The sequence below is a fragment of the Flavobacterium fluvii genome, assembly GCF_900129545.1.
Taxonomy (GTDB): domain Bacteria; phylum Bacteroidota; class Bacteroidia; order Flavobacteriales; family Flavobacteriaceae; genus Flavobacterium; species Flavobacterium fluvii.
Genome location: NZ_FQWB01000005.1, coordinates 232660 through 248371 on the forward strand (window position 1 = coordinate 232660; position 15712 = coordinate 248371).

A 15712-nucleotide genomic window follows, 5' to 3' on the forward strand; every position below is an offset into this window, starting at 1 on the left:
ATTAAGCCTTCCAGAATTTCAATTTCTTTTTCAAACGTCTTTTTTTGGCAAAACGCTCTTGAAAATCATTGGTGTAAAACCACATTTTTTCAAAAATAGCCGCTTCCGTTTGAGCTGGATATAATTTGGAATATTCGTTGCTCATCAGGGCAATCATTTCCTTTTTGGGAGTCAAATGACTGAGGTTTTTCATTCTGGAATCAAAATCCATGTTGTCGTGAAAATTCATTCGATTCAAATCGACCAAGAAGAAATCGTAATTTCCTTGGGCATTTTTTTTAATCAGGGTATTTCCTGGAGAATGGTCTAAAAACTCGATTCCTTTTTCGTGCAAATCGAATGAAAACTGGGTAAATTGTCTTAAAATGTTTTCGTGATCTGGAAAATCAGGAATTTCGACCAATTCCCTATAAGTCAAATCACACTGAAGATGTTCGCTCACATAGTAACTATCCTTTAGTCCGATGAAATCTTGGTTTTCGAAATAAGCAATGGGTTGTGGCGTTCCAATTCCTTTTTCCAATAAAGTGGTGGCATATTCAAAAGAACGTCTGGCTTTGGATTTCCTGAAATATTTGTAAGCAATCTTATTGACTAAATGTGGAATTTTGAAGGATTTCACATTGATGGTTTTGCCTTCTAATTCAAATAGCTTGATTTTATTTCTTTTCCCATCCCCAAAAAGAATCCCGGTGGAGTTGAAGTTTTTTATGACAGAAACAATTTCCTTGTCCGCTATTTCGAAAAATGGATTAATGGTAAATTTCATCAAATGTATTTGTTAATGACTGACAAATGTAAGTATTGCATTTTACTAAAACAATTCTATCACAAATACTGATTGATACCCCGACTAATCCTTACCGTTTTATTTTTTATGGTTTCATTTTGTATTTTGTCGTTCAACTCAAAATTTTGTTTCGAATTAATTTTATGATGAATGTGAAATACAATTGCGGCATACCTTATCCTTTTTGCTTTTACTCCATTATTGCCCATACGAATGACTAAATCCGAATCTTCTCGTCCCCAACCTTCAAAATCTTCGTTATAGCCGTTAATTGCAATAATATCTTCACGCCAATACGACACATTACAACCCCTGAATTTCTTGGATATCCCTTGGTGTTTTTTATAGAATTTAGACAAAAATGGAAGGTGTAAACTTCTTGTTTTATTTTTAATCTCTTTTGAAAATAAATTAAAATTAGTTTTCTTTTTTTGAAAAACATCAACCACAAAATCTGGCAAAACATTGACCCTGGAACCATAGAGATACACCCCTTTTTGAGCTTCATTCAAATGGTCTTCAATAAAATTTTTATGCATAATGCAATCTCCATCGACTTGAATAATGTAGTCCGAATTAGTCTGGGCAATAGCTTTATTTAAAATTTTTGATTTTCTAAAACCAATATCTTCTTGCCAAACATGATGTATCGGAACATGACTTTTTTGAGTAAATTGTTCGATGAGTAATTTTGTTTCATCATTTGAACCATCATCTGCAATAATAATTTCATCGGGCATTTGTGTTTGAGACAAAGCACTTTTCAATACTAATTCAAGAGCTTCTGTCCAATTATAAGTAGATATTAATAGGGCTGATTTCATTATTTTAATATGTGGATTTCTACAGATTTCATTTTTCCATACATTGGATATGGATTAAAAAGGGCAAATTCATATCACTATCTAAACAAGAATTTAAACCATTGTCCGAAGTTTTTCTTTAAAATATAAAAATCCGAGGGAACCGCTTTAGACAAATCTAAATTTTCTTCAACCTCTTTGATGGTAGTTCCTTTTACAAATGCCAATTTTTTCCATTTTTCCGGTTCCAAATAGAAGAAATTCTCCATCGATTTATAATTATCTTGATTGACGGTTTCCCATTTCTCCAAGAACTGTTTTTTATTGATATCTACATTGTGTCCCCAATTATCCAATTTGAATTCAAGTTCCTCCCTTGTCCTTGACAAACATTCATGAAGTATTAATCCCCTAAAATAAATTATTCTTTGGCGTGTTTGTCTTCCCACTTTATAACTCGGAAAATTCGTGGCCAGTAGTTGTTTTGATGACTTTTCGACAAACAATAAGCCTTCGTCAAGCCTTTTATATAAATTGATTAAAAATGGAGAAATTTGAACTGGCGTTTTCTCTGGATTCTTCAAGAAATGATTTTTTGACCTTAAAAATGCTACGAACGATTTAAAATCCAAAAAATATTCATCGGCATCAATTTGTATTAGCCAATTGCCAATTCCCATTTTTTCCGCGAGCATTTTTCGTTCCCGCACTTCACATTGCATGGTTGTCAGGGTTGGGACATAGAACTCTTCTTCAAAAAGAACTATTTTATTGTCTACGTCAAAAGTCTTTATCCAATCAAAAAAATCAGGATTAATATCGATAGCATCTCCTTTCCAGGTTTTCCTGTTTTTATCGATAGCCAAAAAAATGGTGTCTGACTCTTTATATATGGTTGGCAACGAATTTTTTAATAATTCATAATCATACGAAACCAAATAACCTACTTGTATTTTTCCTGACATTGATGCTGTATAAAATTTGTTGCAATTTACTAATTAATATCTACTTTTGCGAAATGAAAAATGAATACGATTATTTAATTGTTGGGTCAGGACTTTTTGGAAGCGTTTTCGCCTACGAAGCAACAAAAGCAGGAAAAAAATGCTTGGTAATTGACAAAAGGGAGCATATCGGTGGAAATGTGCATTGCGAAAACATTGAAGGAATCAATGTTCATAAATACGGAGCCCACATCTTTCACACCAATGACAAAACTTTGTGGAATTATGTGAACCAATTTGTGGAATTCAACAATTTCACGAATTCACCTATGTCATTATCCAAAGGGAAATTATACAATTTACCCTTTAATATGAATACCTTTTACCAACTTTGGGGTACCAAAACTCCCCAGGAAGCCAAGGCAAAAATCGATGAACAAATCGCTATTTACGGAGTAGAAAACCCGAAAAACCTGGAAGAACAAGCATTAAGCCTAGTCGGAAAAGACATTTACGATCATTTCATCAAAGAATATACTGAAAAACAATGGGGCAGAAAAGCGACTGAATTACCCGCTTTCATCATAAAAAGGCTTCCCGTAAGATTCACTTTCGACAATAATTATTTTAACGATACTTATCAAGGAATTCCCATTGGCGGATACAACAAACTAATCGAAGGATTACTGGAAGGCATCGAAGTTGCAACAAAAACCGATTATTTTTCAGACAGGGAGAAGTTCAACAAACTATCCGACAAAATAGTCTATTCAGGAAAAATAGACGAATACTTTGATTACAAATTGGGCGTTCTGGAATACCGATCGCTTCATTTTGAAAATGAAATTCTGGAAACCGACAATTTTCAAGGAAATGCCGTTGTCAATTATAACGATGCCGATTATGATTATACAAGAATCATAGAACACAAGCATTTTGAATTTGGCAAACAAAATAAAACAGTCATCACAAAAGAGTATCCGCAGGAATGGAATCCGGGCAAAGAAGCTTTTTATCCCATAAATGACGCCAAAAATCAATCCTTGTTTGATGAATACAAAAAATTATCTTTGGAGGAAAAAAACGTGATTTTTGGTGGTAGACTATCGGAATACAAATATTACGACATGCACCAAGTGATTGCTTTGGCATTAACAAGATCAAAAAAAGAATTAGAAAATGGTTAAACTTTTTATAGTTACTCACAAAGAAAATCCTTTACTGTCCAATGAATTGCTCATCCCAATACAAGTTGGAAATAACGATGACATTACAGAAACTATATTAAGAGACAACACGCTTGACAACATATCCGACAAAAACAGTAATTATTGCGAACTGACGGCTACTTATTGGATTTGGAAAAACATAAAAGATGCCGAATATGTAGGCATTTGTCATTATAGAAGGTATTTTAATTTCTTTAACCCTTTTTATAATTTAAAACCCTCTGCCCAGAAAAAAATCAAGATTGCCGATTTCAAGAAAACCAAAACATTCCATTCTGGTGCGGAAAAGATGCAGAATAAAATTACTTCCATTTTAAAAAATCACGACATCATTCTTGGCCGTCCCTATAAATTCAAAAACACGACCCTGACCGATAATTTCTGCCATGGCCACAGAAAAAGTGACTGGGATTTAACCAAAAAAATAATTGTCGAAAAATATCCCGAATACGAACAAAGCATAATCAAGCATCTGGATGAAGGCGTATTATTTCACATGGGCAACATGATGATTTGCTCCAAAGAAAAATTCGATGCATATCAAACCTGGTTATTTTCGATATTATTTGAATTGGAATCCAAAATTGAAATTCCAAAAGACCAATACCAAGCACGTATTTTTGGTTTCATTTCGGAAAGACTCATCAATCTGTACGTATATCACAATAATTTCAAAATCAAGGGAATCCCTTCCTATAGAATAATCGATTTATAATGAACGAAGAAGTCCACAAAGCATTCGAAATAATACAGCAAGGCGGAATTATCCTTTACCCTACTGATACCGTGTGGGGAATTGGTTGCGATGCCACAAATCCTGAAGCTGTTGCCAAAATCTACAAACTCAAACAAAGAGCCGAAACACAATCGATGATTTGTTTGATGAACGGCGAAAAAATGTTGTACAACGTTTTCAAGGATATTCCAGAAGTGGCTTGGCAAATTATGGATTTATCCGAAAAACCAACTACCTTGATTCTTGACAATCCAAGAAACGTGGCAGCCAATCTTATCGCCACCGACAACACTCTTGGAATTCGAATCGTCAAAGAACCTTTCTGTTTCAAATTGATGGAACGAATGAAAAAGCCGTTGGTTTCCACCTCGGCAAATATCTCTGGACAACCCACTCCTATCGCCTTCAAAGATATTAGTCCCGAAATTATAAAAGGAGTTGACTATGTTGTAAATTTGCACCACGATAAAATTGCCGGAAAACCTTCTACAATCATAAAATTGACGAGCGATTCTCAGGTAAAAGTGATAAGGAAATAGGATTTTTACCGCAAATTCGCAAATTATTTTTTTACTTATATGGAAGAATACATTTATAAAGATGAAAATTACAAAATAGTAGGTATTCTATTTGAAGTACACAAAAATCTTGGAAAAGGATTTTCTGAAATTGTATACAAAGATGCTATTGAGTATGAATTTCTACAACAAGACATTCCATATCAACGAGAAAAAGAGTTTTCAATTAACTATAAAGACACCACTTTAAAACATAAATTTTACGCAGACTTTGTAGTTTACGATAAAATTATTCTCGAAATAAAAACCGTCGATTGTTTCAACAACAGTCATTATAATCAATGTTTAAATTATTTAAAAGTCTCAAAAAACAAATTGGCAATACTTGCTAATTTCAATTTAGTTTCTTTAGAATACAAACGCATCATAAGTTCAAAAAATTAATTTGCGAATTTGCGGTAAAAATTATGAATTACAAATCAGCCTTAAATAATAAAATATTCGAAGTCATCTCTCGAGCTTCCCAAGAACTTAATCTCGAAAGTTACGTGATTGGCGGTTTCGTGAGAGATTTAATCCTTGAAAGGGATTTTAAAAAAGACATCGACGTTGTTGCCGTTGGAAGCGGAATAGAATTAGCCCTAAAAGTTTCGGAATTATTGCCCAACAAACCAAAAGTCCAGGTTTTCAAAACCTATGGAACGGCAATGTTGCGTTTTGAAGACACCGAAATCGAATTTGTGGGCGCACGAAAAGAGTCCTATAACCTCGACAGTCGCAATCCTGTCGTGGAAAACGGAACTTTGGAAGACGACCAAAACCGTCGTGATTTCACCATCAATGCATTGGCTTTGTCATTAAACAAGGATAATTTTGGCGAATTATCAGATCCATTCAACGGATTGGAAGACCTGAAAAACAAAACCATCAAAACTCCGCTCGATCCCGATATCACTTTTTCCGACGATCCTTTGCGAATGTTGAGAGGAATTCGTTTTGCCAATCAATTGGGATTTGAAATTGAAGAAAAATCATTGCAATCCATTACCAAAAATGCAGACCGAATCAACATCATTTCTGGTGAAAGAATTGTCGATGAGTTGAATAAAATCCTTTCAACCGACACGCCTTCAGTTGGATTTTTATTGCTGTACAAAACCGGACTCTTGGATATCATTCTTCCTGAATTAACTGCTCTAAATCAAGTGGAAGAAATTGAAGGCCAAACGCATAAAAACAATTTCTACCACACCCTGGAAGTAGTCGACAATATTTGCCCAAATACGGATGATGTTTGGCTGCGTTGGGCCGCATTGTTGCACGACATAGGCAAAGCACCAACCAAACGTTTCAACAAAAAACAAGGCTGGACTTTTCACGGTCACGAATTCCTGGGTGGAAAAATGGCCAAGAAAATCTTCGAAAGATTAAGAATGCCGTTGAACCACAAAATGAAATTTGTGCAAAAAATGGTGATGATGAGTTCGCGTCCCATCGTGCTTTCACAAGATTTGGTTACCGATTCTGCCGTTCGACGCCTGGTTTTTGATGCCGGTGAAGACGTGGAAAGCTTGATGACTTTGTGTGAAGCCGACATCACGACCAAAAACCCCAATAAATTCAAGAAATACCACCAAAATTTCGAGATTGTCCGCAAGAAAATAGTGGAAGTGGAAGAACGCGACCAAGTTCGTAATTTTCAACCGCCTATTTCCGGCGAAGAGATTATGGCGATTTTCAATTTGCAACCTTCCCGAGAAATTGGAGTACTGAAAGAAGCCGTGAAAGAAGCTATTTTGGAAGGTGAAATCCCGAATGAATATCAGGCAGCTTATGATTTTGTATTGAAGCGTGGAGCAAAATTAGGCTTGAAGAAAGTTTAAATAAAAAAATGATGGATACTTTAGTAGTATTTTTTTAATTTTATTTTTAATAATAATCATATTATCAATTTTCATATTTATAAAAAGATTAAAAAAAATTGGAACTAATCATTTCATATACAAATTAACATTTACCTTATCCTGTTTTGTCTCTGTTATAACAATATTAATGTTTTATTTTATTTTTCAAAATGGTGTTTTAATCGATTTATTTAAGCTAAAAATTGACATTGACAGCTATACAAATAGAATCACATCAATGGCAATAGTCATGATTTTAAATATAATTGTGAATTTTTATCTATCAAAATTTTATTCAAAAAGGATTTACTTAAAGGAAACTAGAAAAACAGACGAAATCGAATTAATCGGAAAAGAATGAAAAAAGAAAACAAAGCCGTAATTATCTGGCTACTTTCAGGTTGCTTACTATTGTTTATAATGGTTGTGGTTGGTGGAATCACCCGATTGACCAATTCAGGATTATCAATGACCGACTGGCATTTAGTCACAGACACTTTTCCTCCGTTAACCGAAGCCAAATGGCAGGAAACATTCGAACAATACAAGAAATTTCCGGAATATCAAAAAATCAACGTTCACAATGATTTCCAATTGGATGATTATAAATTCATCTATTTTTGGGAATGGTTTCACCGATTTATAGGACGAATTATTGGATTGGTATTCCTCATTCCTTTTGTCTATTTTCTCATTAAAAAAAGACTTTCAAGCGAAACCCTAAAAAAATGTGTGGTGTTGCTTGGAATGGGTGCTTTTCAAGGGTTTTTGGGTTGGTTTATGGTACGAAGCGGCTTGATTGACAATCCAGACGTGAGCCATTTCAGGCTTTCCTTGCACTTGACATTTGCCTTTATCACATTTGCTTACACGCTTTGGGTTGCCCTGGATTTGATTTATCCCAATCGAAATGAAGCCATACTTCCACTACGAAAAATTGCTAGATATACGTTGGTATTTCTGCTATTGCAAATCATCTACGGTGGTTTCGTGGCTGGATTGAATGCTGGTTTAATTCACAACCATTGGCCTTTGATGAGCGACGGACAATTTCTTCACGAAAGTGTTGTTTTAGAAAAAGACTCTTGGTTATTAAGATTGACTGAAGGCAAAAGTGGAGTGCAATTTGTACATCGAACTTTGGCTTATGTTGTAGTTGGATTGATATTGCTCCTGGCTTTCAAAAGCCATAAATTTTATTTAAATGACAATCAAAAATCAGGAATAACCGCCTTGGTAATCCTAGTGATTTTACAATTCAGTTTAGGCGTTCTCACATTGCTTTACAGCGTTCCACTTTGTTTAGGATTAATCCATCAAATAATGGCTTTCTTTTTGCTTACGGCAATGACATATACTTTGCACCGATTGTCGAAATAACACTTTCAAAAGTAAATTATGAAAAAACTACTGCTCCTGTTCTCCATATTCTTCTTGTCAAACCTTTGTGCTCAATCAAAACCAAATCCAATGATTGTCATTGATGCAAAGAAAATAGGATTCATGCAAGATATTAACGAGCAAATGCAAGCCTTAAACCCAGATGATATTTCTACTTTGACCGTGTATAAAGATTCCTTGGTATGCACAAAATATGGTTCGAATTCTGGAGCAATAATCATTACAACCAAGAAATTTATACTGGATACATTTTATAAAAACAACATTGAAAATTCTCCTCTAAAAGAAAAAATAAAATCGTCGGATGATTTACTGAAAATTGGAGTTGTAACCGATCATCCTGAAAGCAAAAATCAACCGTATGATGAATTGTACCAATACATTGACACCTATACCATCAGCGAAAAAATAAAAAAAGTAGCCCAAATAACTTATTTAAATCCAGAAGATTCCATCAAAATAAATCCCGAATGGGTCAATGGAGCCATAGAAATTGCTGCAGAAATTGAATAAAAATCATTAAATTACACCTGACTATATTGTCGTATCCTACTTGTACATCCATAAATGTCTAAACTTGCTACCGAAGATGAATTTCTAGATTTGTCGGATTACGGAAGACCGATTGCAAAACTGTTTGCCAATCAATTAAAAAACACCCCATTTACGCCCATTCACGTCACTTTGCTTTTTGGCATTTGTGGTTTGATTGCCATATATTGCATTTTGCAAAATCACTACTTTTTAGCCAGTTTTTTCATCATTCTAAAATCGATTATTGATGCTGTTGACGGCGAATTGGCTCGAATAAAAAACACGCCTTCCTACGTTGGAAGATATCTCGACAGCGTGTTTGACATCATATTGAACTTCCTATTTTTAATGACGATTTGCCTTGTGTCCAAAACCTCATTTTGGATGACGTTATTGGCGTTTTTTTGCATCCAATTGCAAGGCACTTTGTACAATTATTACTATGTGATTTTGAGAAACAAATCAATTGGCGGAGACAAAACCAGCAAGATTTTTGAGGATAAATCACCTCAAGCTTTGCCTGGGGAAACTCAAAAATCAGTGGATATTTTGTTTGGGATTTACACCATCGTTTATGGCCTTTTCGACAAAATAATTCACGTTTTAGACAACAAGGCACACACGGTAAAATCCTTTCCAAACTGGTTTATGACATTTGTTTCTTTATATGGATTGGGTTTCCAATTACTGATTATTGCCGTTATGTTGCCTTTGGGATGGATAGAAATGATTGTTCCTTTTTTTATTGGCTATTCCGTATTCATCTTTGTTTTGATAGGCATCAGGAAAGGTTTCATAAAATAACAAGCAAAAAAACTCCTAAATATCAAAAGAGAATTATACAATTCGCTGTTTTATTTTAGGTTCCGTTCGGAAAAATCCAAAATAAAATTCCAAAAGCCGTATCCACAGGATAGTTAATCTGAAACCATTTTCTATTTTTGGTATTAAACTTGATAGGTACAAGTTGGAATTTTTAAAACCACATTTCATGAAAAATAAAGTTGTTCTCCTTTTTTCTCTTTTTATCTTGCTGCAAAATAGCGTGGCACAAACCAACAAAAACATTTTCCCCGACGGAACCCCTATTCCAAACTGGTTTCTCGACGCTTCGAAAATACCATTGAAAAGTTTGGGCAAACAATACGTCATCACTGCTTTTGGTGCCAAAAAAAACAGTACAGCCATACAAACCCTTGCCATCCAAAAAACGATTGACCAAGCAGCCAAAAATGGTGGTGGTGTCGTGGTAATTCCCAAAGGGACATTCTTCAGCGGAGCATTGTTCTTTAAACCCAAAACCCATCTTTATGTGTCGGAAGGCGCAGTCTTGAAAGGTTCGAACAACATTGCCGATTATCCAAAACAAGCCTCAAGAATGGAAGGTCAAAACCTGGATTATTTTGTGGCACTTGTCAATGCGTATGGTGTGGACGGTTTTACCATCAGCGGAAAAGGAACCATCGACGGCAACGGACTCAAATATTGGGAAGCTTTTTGGCAACGCCGAAAAGAGAATCCTAATTGTACCAATCTGGAAGTATCTCGTCCGCGTTTGGTTTTCATTTGGAACTCGAACAACGTGCAATTACAGGATGTCAAGTTACACAATGCCGGTTTTTGGACCAGCCATTATTACAAATGCAACAACGTAAAAATTATCGATTTGCATATTTATTCTCCATACGAACCCGTAAAAGCTCCAAGCACCGATGCCATTGACATTGATGCCTGTTCCAATGTCTTGATAAAAGGATGTTATATGTCCGTTAACGACGATGCCATTGCGCTTAAAGGCGGCAAAGGACCATGGGCCGACAAAGACCCTTTGAATGGAGGAAATTCCAATATTCTTATCGAAGATTGTGAATTTGGATTTTGTCACGCCGCATTGACTTCTGGAAGTGAGGCCATCCACAACAAAAACATCTTGATGCGAAACTGTCACGTCAACGAAGCCAAACGCCTCTTGTGGTTAAAAATGCGTCCTGATACCCCACAAAAATACGAATACATCACGCTTGAAAATATTAAAGGACAAGCTTATAGTTTAATCTACGTTAAACCTTGGACACAGTTCTTTGACATGAAAGACCGCAAAGATACTCCGGTTTCTTATTCCGAGAATATCACGCTAAAAAACATCGACCTGAAATGTGACGTCTTTTTTGACATTGCCATCAACCAATATGTGAAGCTAAAAAACTTCACTTTCGAGAATCTAAACATTGAGACCAAAAATTCGGCCATCGACAAAAGTATCGTCAACGGATTTACTTTGAAAAACGTGAAAGTGAACAATGTTTTGGTGGAGTAATAAAAAGTAAAATAATCAAAAATTAATTTTTTATAAAAATATTCTTTACATTTACTAAAGTGAAAAACCGAAAATTAATCTTTAAAAATACATACCATGGCTAAAAGTCAAGACGCAAAGAAAACCGTAAAAAAAGAACCTCTGAAAACCGCCAAGGAAAAGAAAGAGGAGAAAAGAGAAAAGAAAAACAGTCCGAAAAGGGATTAGTTTGCAGGTCACAGATTGCAGGTGACAGAAAAAAAGCAGTTTAAAATGATTCCTTTCATTTTTAAACTGCTTTTTTATTTATGCCAAATTACCTGATTTCTTATGTACTAAAATCTGCAACCTGAAATCTGATTACTACTTCACAGGAATGTTCTTCAAAATTTCCAGAACAAAATTCCAGAATTTTTGGGAAGATTTTATGGAAGCCCTTTCGTCTGGCGAATGTGCCCCTTGAATTGTTGGTCCAAAAGAAATCATGTCCATATCAGGATAATTCGTTCCCAGAATTCCACATTCCAAGCCGGCGTGACAAGCCACTACTTTAGGTTTTTCCTTGTTTTGTTTTTCGTAAACATGAACCAAAATATCCAAAATTTCAGATTTCACGTTGGGTGTCCAACCCGGGTAAGAACCTGACAAATTCACTTCGCAACCGCATAATTCAAAAGCAGAACGCAAGGCATTAGCCAAATCAAACTTGGACGTTTCCACAGAAGAACGCGTCAAGCATCCAATGGAAATTTCGCCATCCTTGATGATTACCCTTGCAATATTGTTGGAGGTTTCCACCAAATCTTCCATATCGGCCGACATTCTGTAAACACCATTGTGTGCGGCATAAATCGAACGGATAATTCCTTCCTGTACGCCCAAATCCATTACTTTATTCGGCAAATCGCTTTTCACGATTTCGATGGTCAAGTTTGGTTCGGTGGTTTTGAATTCCGTTTTGATGTCGTTGATGATTTCCTGCATGTCAAAAACATAGGCTTCGTCATACATTCCGGCTACGATGACTTTGGCAACGCTTTCTCTCGGAATCGCATTGCGTAAACTGCCACCGTTGATTTCGGAAACTTGCAAACCATAGTTTTCGAAAGCATCAAACAACAAACGGTTCATTATTTTGTTGGCATTGCCCAAACCTTTGTGAATATCCATACCGGAATGTCCGCCATTCAAGCCTTTTACTGTTATGGTATAACCAACGGAACCTTCGGGAGTTTCTTCTTCATAATACTCTCTTGTTGCCGTAACATCGATTCCACCTGCACAACCTATGTCTATTTCATCGTCTTCTTCGGTGTCCATATTCAACAGGATTTCGCCTTTAAGGATTCCTCCTTTTAGATTCAAAGCTCCCGTCATTCCAGTTTCTTCATCGATGGTAAACAAGGCTTCAATCGCTGGATGTGCAATTTCTTTGCTTTCCAAAATCGCCATAATCATCGCCACGCCAAGACCGTTGTCGGCACCAAGCGTGGTTCCACGAGCGCGAACCCAGTCGCCGTCAACATACATGTCAATTCCTTGTTGGTTAAAATCAAAAATGGTATCGGCATTTTTTTGGTGCACCATGTCCAAATGTCCTTGCAGGACAACGGCTTTACGATTTTCCATTCCTGCCGTGGCCGGCTTGCGGATAATCACGTTTCGGATTTCGTCTTCAAAGGTTTCCAATCCCAATGAATTTCCAAAGTTTTTGATAAACGCGATTACGCGATCTTCTTTTTTTGATGGACGCGGAACGGCATTCAAATCGGCAAATTTGTTCCAAAGTGCTTTGGGTTCCAGATTTCTTATTTCTTGGCTCATTATATATTATTTGTTTTTTGATACAGATTTTACAAAAAAAATACAGATCATGTTTTGAAAAAATCCAAAACAATTATCTGCATAAAAATTAGAATGGACGATGATATTTAATTATTTAAATCACTGGCTCAATAAAAATCCTCTTCTTCATCATCAATAAATTCATACGATTTTAAGTTTGAAACAAGTCTTTTATTAGCTCGTGATTTTTTTTTATCATCGATTGTGCTTTCCAAAAAATTCACAAAATTTAACGCTTCCTGAATTTTGGAGTCTGGAAATTGTCGCAATTTTTCGATAGTTTTAATAATAAGTTCTTCTCTTGACATCGCTTTTGAAGTATTTAAGTTTCAAAAATGGAATTCCTTTCAAATTTACAAAAAAAGAAAGTGCGCTTCTATTTTAATTGTTATTTTTATGCCAAAAGTAAAACCGTGAAAAAAAAGCATATTCTTCCCTTATTTCTCCTAATTCAAATTCTGTTTCTGAAAATAATTGCCTTTTTTCCGGAATTTGTGGAACGATTTTACAGCAATGGATTGTATGTTTTTATTTCAAAAATTTCTCGGTTTACTTTGGGAAAAATCCCTTTTTCGGTTGGAGACATTATTTATGGAATCCTGATTTTATATCTTCTGAAGTCGATTTGGAAAGCCAGGAAAACGTGGAAGACGGAATGGAAAAATAATGCTTTACGGGTTTTAAGCGTTCTTTCGGTGGCGTATTTTTTGTTTCATGTTTTGTGGGCGATGAATTATTACCGCCAACCGCTTTTTGAAAAAATGAAAATTGAAAGAGACTACACCGATGCCGATTTATTGGTTTTTACCAAAAAACTGATTGCCAAAACCAACGAAATTCAAACCCAAATCACCAAAAATGACAGCCTGAAAGTAGTTTTCCCCTACTCACAGGAACAGGTTTTCGAGATGAATCTGAATGGGTATAAAATCCTTTCTGCTCAATATCCTTTCTTTGAATATATCAATCCCAGCATCAAGAAATCGCTTTTCAGTTTGCCGCTGACTTATATGGGTTTTGGAGGTTATTTGAATCCGTTTACCAATGAAGCGCACGTGAATTATTTGATGCCAATGTATAATTCCCCGACCACTTCTTGCCACGAAATGGCACACCAAATGGGTTTTGCCAGCGAAAGCGAATGCAATTTTATTGGGTTTCTGGCTTCGATTAAAAACGACAATTTATACTTTCAATATTCGGGATATAGTTTTGCTTTGCGCTATTGTTTGGGTAATTGGTATGTTCGTGACGAAAAAGTGTATGACCAATTATTGAAAACCGTTCATCCCGGAATTTTGAAAAATTATCAGGAAAGCGAGGATTTCTGGAAACAACACGACACTTTTATCGACGAAGGCTTTCATTTTTTTTATGATAACTTCTTGAAAATGAACCAACAAAAAGACGGAATGGATAGTTACAGCAAATTCGTGAATTTGATGGTGAATTATTACAAGGAAAAAGAATTTTAGAAGAGATGGTTTCAAGCCCATCTCTACTCCCAATTAAAAAAACAAATTTGTAACAAATTATACTTTTTGCCCACTTATAGCATTATGAGCAACGATTTAGAACAATCTTTTGTGCAGCAATTGAAAACCAATCAGAATATAATCCACAAGATTTGTAGGTTGTATACGAATGGCGAAGACGCACACAAAGATTTGTTCCAGGAAATTACCATACAGCTGTGGAAGGCTTTTCCGAAGTTTCGCGGCGACAGCAAATTTTCGACTTGGGCTTATCGAGTGGCCTTGAATACGGCCATTACTCTATATCGAAAAAGCTCCAAAACGGTGAAGACGGTAGATTATGAAAAACAGCAGTTTTTCATCAGCCAAGAGGATTACAATTATGAAGAAGAAGAACGATTGAAGTTAATGTACCAAGCGGTTTATCAATTGAACGATATCGAAAAAGCCCTGATTTTCATGTATCTTGAAGACAAGGATTATGCGGAAATATCGGAAACTTTGGGAATCAGCGAGGTTAATGCAAGGGTGAAAATGAACAGAATTAAAGGGAAGTTGAAAAAAATATTAAATCCTTAATGAGTATGAAAGAGCTGGATTTATTAAAAAAAGATTGGAAAAAAAATAACACTTTTGAACAGGTTTCCGAAGTGGATATTTACAAGATGTTGCACTCCAAATCGTCTTCCATCGTGAAGTGGATATTTATTATCAGTATCCTGGAGATTTTGCTTTGGACATCAATCAGCGTTTTTTTTAATACCGACGATTATTTAAAAAAAATAAAACATGAGGAATTAAACCTCTTTTTTGAAATCTTGACGTATTTTAATTATGCCGTGATATTGGTCTTTATTTATTTGTTCTATAAAAACTATGTTTCCATTTCAACCACCGTTTCCACAAAACAGTTGATGAAAGACATTCTAAAAACCAGAAAAACGGTGCAATGTTATGTTTGGTACAACCTTGGAATGGTTGCATTTAGCATGATGATGGGTTTTTTCATGGCTTTTACCTACAATCCAGAAGTGGTTACCCTGATAGATAAAATGAACAACAATACCAAGATCATGGTTCTGACAATAGGGATATTTATTTTGCTTATTGCCACTTTCATGGGCCTTTTTTGGCTGTTTTACAGACTTGTATACGGAATCTTGCTCCGAAGATTGTATGCCAATTACAAGGAATTAAAGAAAATAGATTTATAAAAAAAGAGGCTTTTTAAGCCTCT

17 protein-coding genes are annotated in these 15712 nt (G+C 35.4%); 12 read left to right on the forward strand and 5 right to left on the reverse strand.

Annotated elements, in window-relative coordinates:
* Window position 1 precedes the first annotated feature (1 nt).
* From BUC16_RS12690 to BUC16_RS12700, 3 genes are all read right to left on the reverse strand, one after another.
* Window positions 2-769 carry a lipopolysaccharide kinase InaA family protein gene (locus tag BUC16_RS12690; protein WP_073371074.1) on the reverse strand — a complete coding sequence of 256 codons (768 nt, stop codon included), beginning with the start codon at window positions 767-769 and terminating at the stop codon, window positions 2-4.
* 59 nt (window positions 770-828) lie between these two features.
* Window positions 829-1614 carry a glycosyltransferase family 2 protein gene (locus tag BUC16_RS12695; protein ID WP_073371075.1) on the reverse strand — a complete coding sequence of 262 codons (786 nt, stop codon included), beginning with the start codon at window positions 1612-1614 and terminating at the stop codon, window positions 829-831.
* 77 nt (window positions 1615-1691) lie between these two features.
* A complete protein-coding gene (locus BUC16_RS12700; protein ID WP_073371077.1) occupies window positions 1692-2558 on the reverse strand; it encodes a hypothetical protein in 867 nt (288 codons plus the stop codon).
* 53 nt (window positions 2559-2611) lie between these two features.
* Here BUC16_RS12700 and glf point away from each other — a divergent pair, with 53 nt between their 5' ends.
* The 9 genes from glf to BUC16_RS12750 all read left to right on the forward strand — a co-directional run bounded on the left by glf (window position 2612) and on the right by BUC16_RS12750 (window position 11176).
* A complete protein-coding gene (gene glf, locus BUC16_RS12705) occupies window positions 2612-3724 on the forward strand; it encodes a UDP-galactopyranose mutase (protein ID WP_073371078.1) in 1113 nt (370 codons plus the stop codon).
* Complete coding sequence (locus tag BUC16_RS12710; protein ID WP_073371079.1) at window positions 3717-4481, forward strand: DUF4422 domain-containing protein; 765 nt, start codon at window positions 3717-3719, stop codon at window positions 4479-4481. The genes glf and BUC16_RS12710 overlap by 8 nt, the downstream gene beginning before the upstream one ends.
* Window positions 4481-5041, forward strand: a complete 561-nt coding sequence (locus BUC16_RS12715) for an L-threonylcarbamoyladenylate synthase (protein WP_073371081.1) — start codon at window positions 4481-4483, stop codon at window positions 5039-5041. The genes BUC16_RS12710 and BUC16_RS12715 overlap by 1 nt, the downstream gene beginning before the upstream one ends.
* Before the next feature lie 39 nt (window positions 5042-5080).
* Entirely contained in the window at window positions 5081-5464 is a 384-nt protein-coding gene (locus BUC16_RS12720) for a GxxExxY protein (RefSeq protein WP_073371082.1), read from the forward strand.
* Window positions 5465-5487: 23 nt separating this feature from the next.
* On the forward strand, window positions 5488-6903 hold the full coding sequence (locus BUC16_RS12725) for a CCA tRNA nucleotidyltransferase (RefSeq protein ID WP_073371084.1): 1416 nt from the start codon (window positions 5488-5490) through the stop codon (window positions 6901-6903).
* 378 nt (window positions 6904-7281) lie between these two features.
* The gene (locus BUC16_RS12735) at window positions 7282-8304 is read left to right on the forward strand and encodes a COX15/CtaA family protein (protein ID WP_073371087.1); all 1023 of its coding nucleotides are present in this window, start codon (window positions 7282-7284) and stop codon (window positions 8302-8304) included.
* An 18-nt stretch (window positions 8305-8322) separates the two neighbouring features.
* Window positions 8323-8838 carry a hypothetical protein gene (locus BUC16_RS12740; RefSeq protein ID WP_141226153.1) on the forward strand — a complete coding sequence of 172 codons (516 nt, stop codon included), beginning with the start codon at window positions 8323-8325 and terminating at the stop codon, window positions 8836-8838.
* Between the two features lie 54 nt (window positions 8839-8892).
* Window positions 8893-9663, forward strand: coding sequence for a CDP-alcohol phosphatidyltransferase family protein (locus tag BUC16_RS12745; protein WP_073371090.1), 771 nt, complete (start codon window positions 8893-8895; stop codon window positions 9661-9663).
* 187 nt (window positions 9664-9850) lie between these two features.
* Complete coding sequence (locus BUC16_RS12750) at window positions 9851-11176, forward strand: rhamnogalacturonidase (RefSeq protein WP_073371091.1); 1326 nt, start codon at window positions 9851-9853, stop codon at window positions 11174-11176.
* Between the two features lie 342 nt (window positions 11177-11518).
* Here BUC16_RS12750 and BUC16_RS12755 read toward each other — a convergent pair whose 3' ends face one another.
* Together BUC16_RS12755 and BUC16_RS12760 are read right to left on the reverse strand one after the other, a co-directional pair.
* The gene (locus tag BUC16_RS12755) at window positions 11519-12979 is read right to left on the reverse strand and encodes an aminoacyl-histidine dipeptidase (protein WP_073371093.1); all 1461 of its coding nucleotides are present in this window, start codon (window positions 12977-12979) and stop codon (window positions 11519-11521) included.
* A gap of 128 nt (window positions 12980-13107) precedes the next feature.
* Complete coding sequence (locus BUC16_RS12760; RefSeq protein WP_073371094.1) at window positions 13108-13308, reverse strand: hypothetical protein; 201 nt, start codon at window positions 13306-13308, stop codon at window positions 13108-13110.
* A 105-nt stretch (window positions 13309-13413) separates the two neighbouring features.
* On the opposite strand from BUC16_RS12760, the gene BUC16_RS12765 reads away from it, so the two are divergent.
* The 3 genes from BUC16_RS12765 (at window position 13414) to BUC16_RS12775 (ending at window position 15689) form a co-directional block, all read left to right on the forward strand.
* Window positions 13414-14475 carry a DUF3810 domain-containing protein gene (locus BUC16_RS12765; protein ID WP_073371257.1) on the forward strand — a complete coding sequence of 354 codons (1062 nt, stop codon included), beginning with the start codon at window positions 13414-13416 and terminating at the stop codon, window positions 14473-14475.
* A gap of 84 nt (window positions 14476-14559) precedes the next feature.
* Complete coding sequence (locus tag BUC16_RS12770; protein WP_073371096.1) at window positions 14560-15054, forward strand: RNA polymerase sigma factor; 495 nt, start codon at window positions 14560-14562, stop codon at window positions 15052-15054.
* A complete protein-coding gene (locus BUC16_RS12775) occupies window positions 15054-15689 on the forward strand; it encodes a DUF8845 family protein (RefSeq protein WP_244534366.1) in 636 nt (211 codons plus the stop codon). The genes BUC16_RS12770 and BUC16_RS12775 overlap by 1 nt, the downstream gene beginning before the upstream one ends.
* The last annotated feature ends 23 nt before the right edge of the window (window positions 15690-15712 follow it).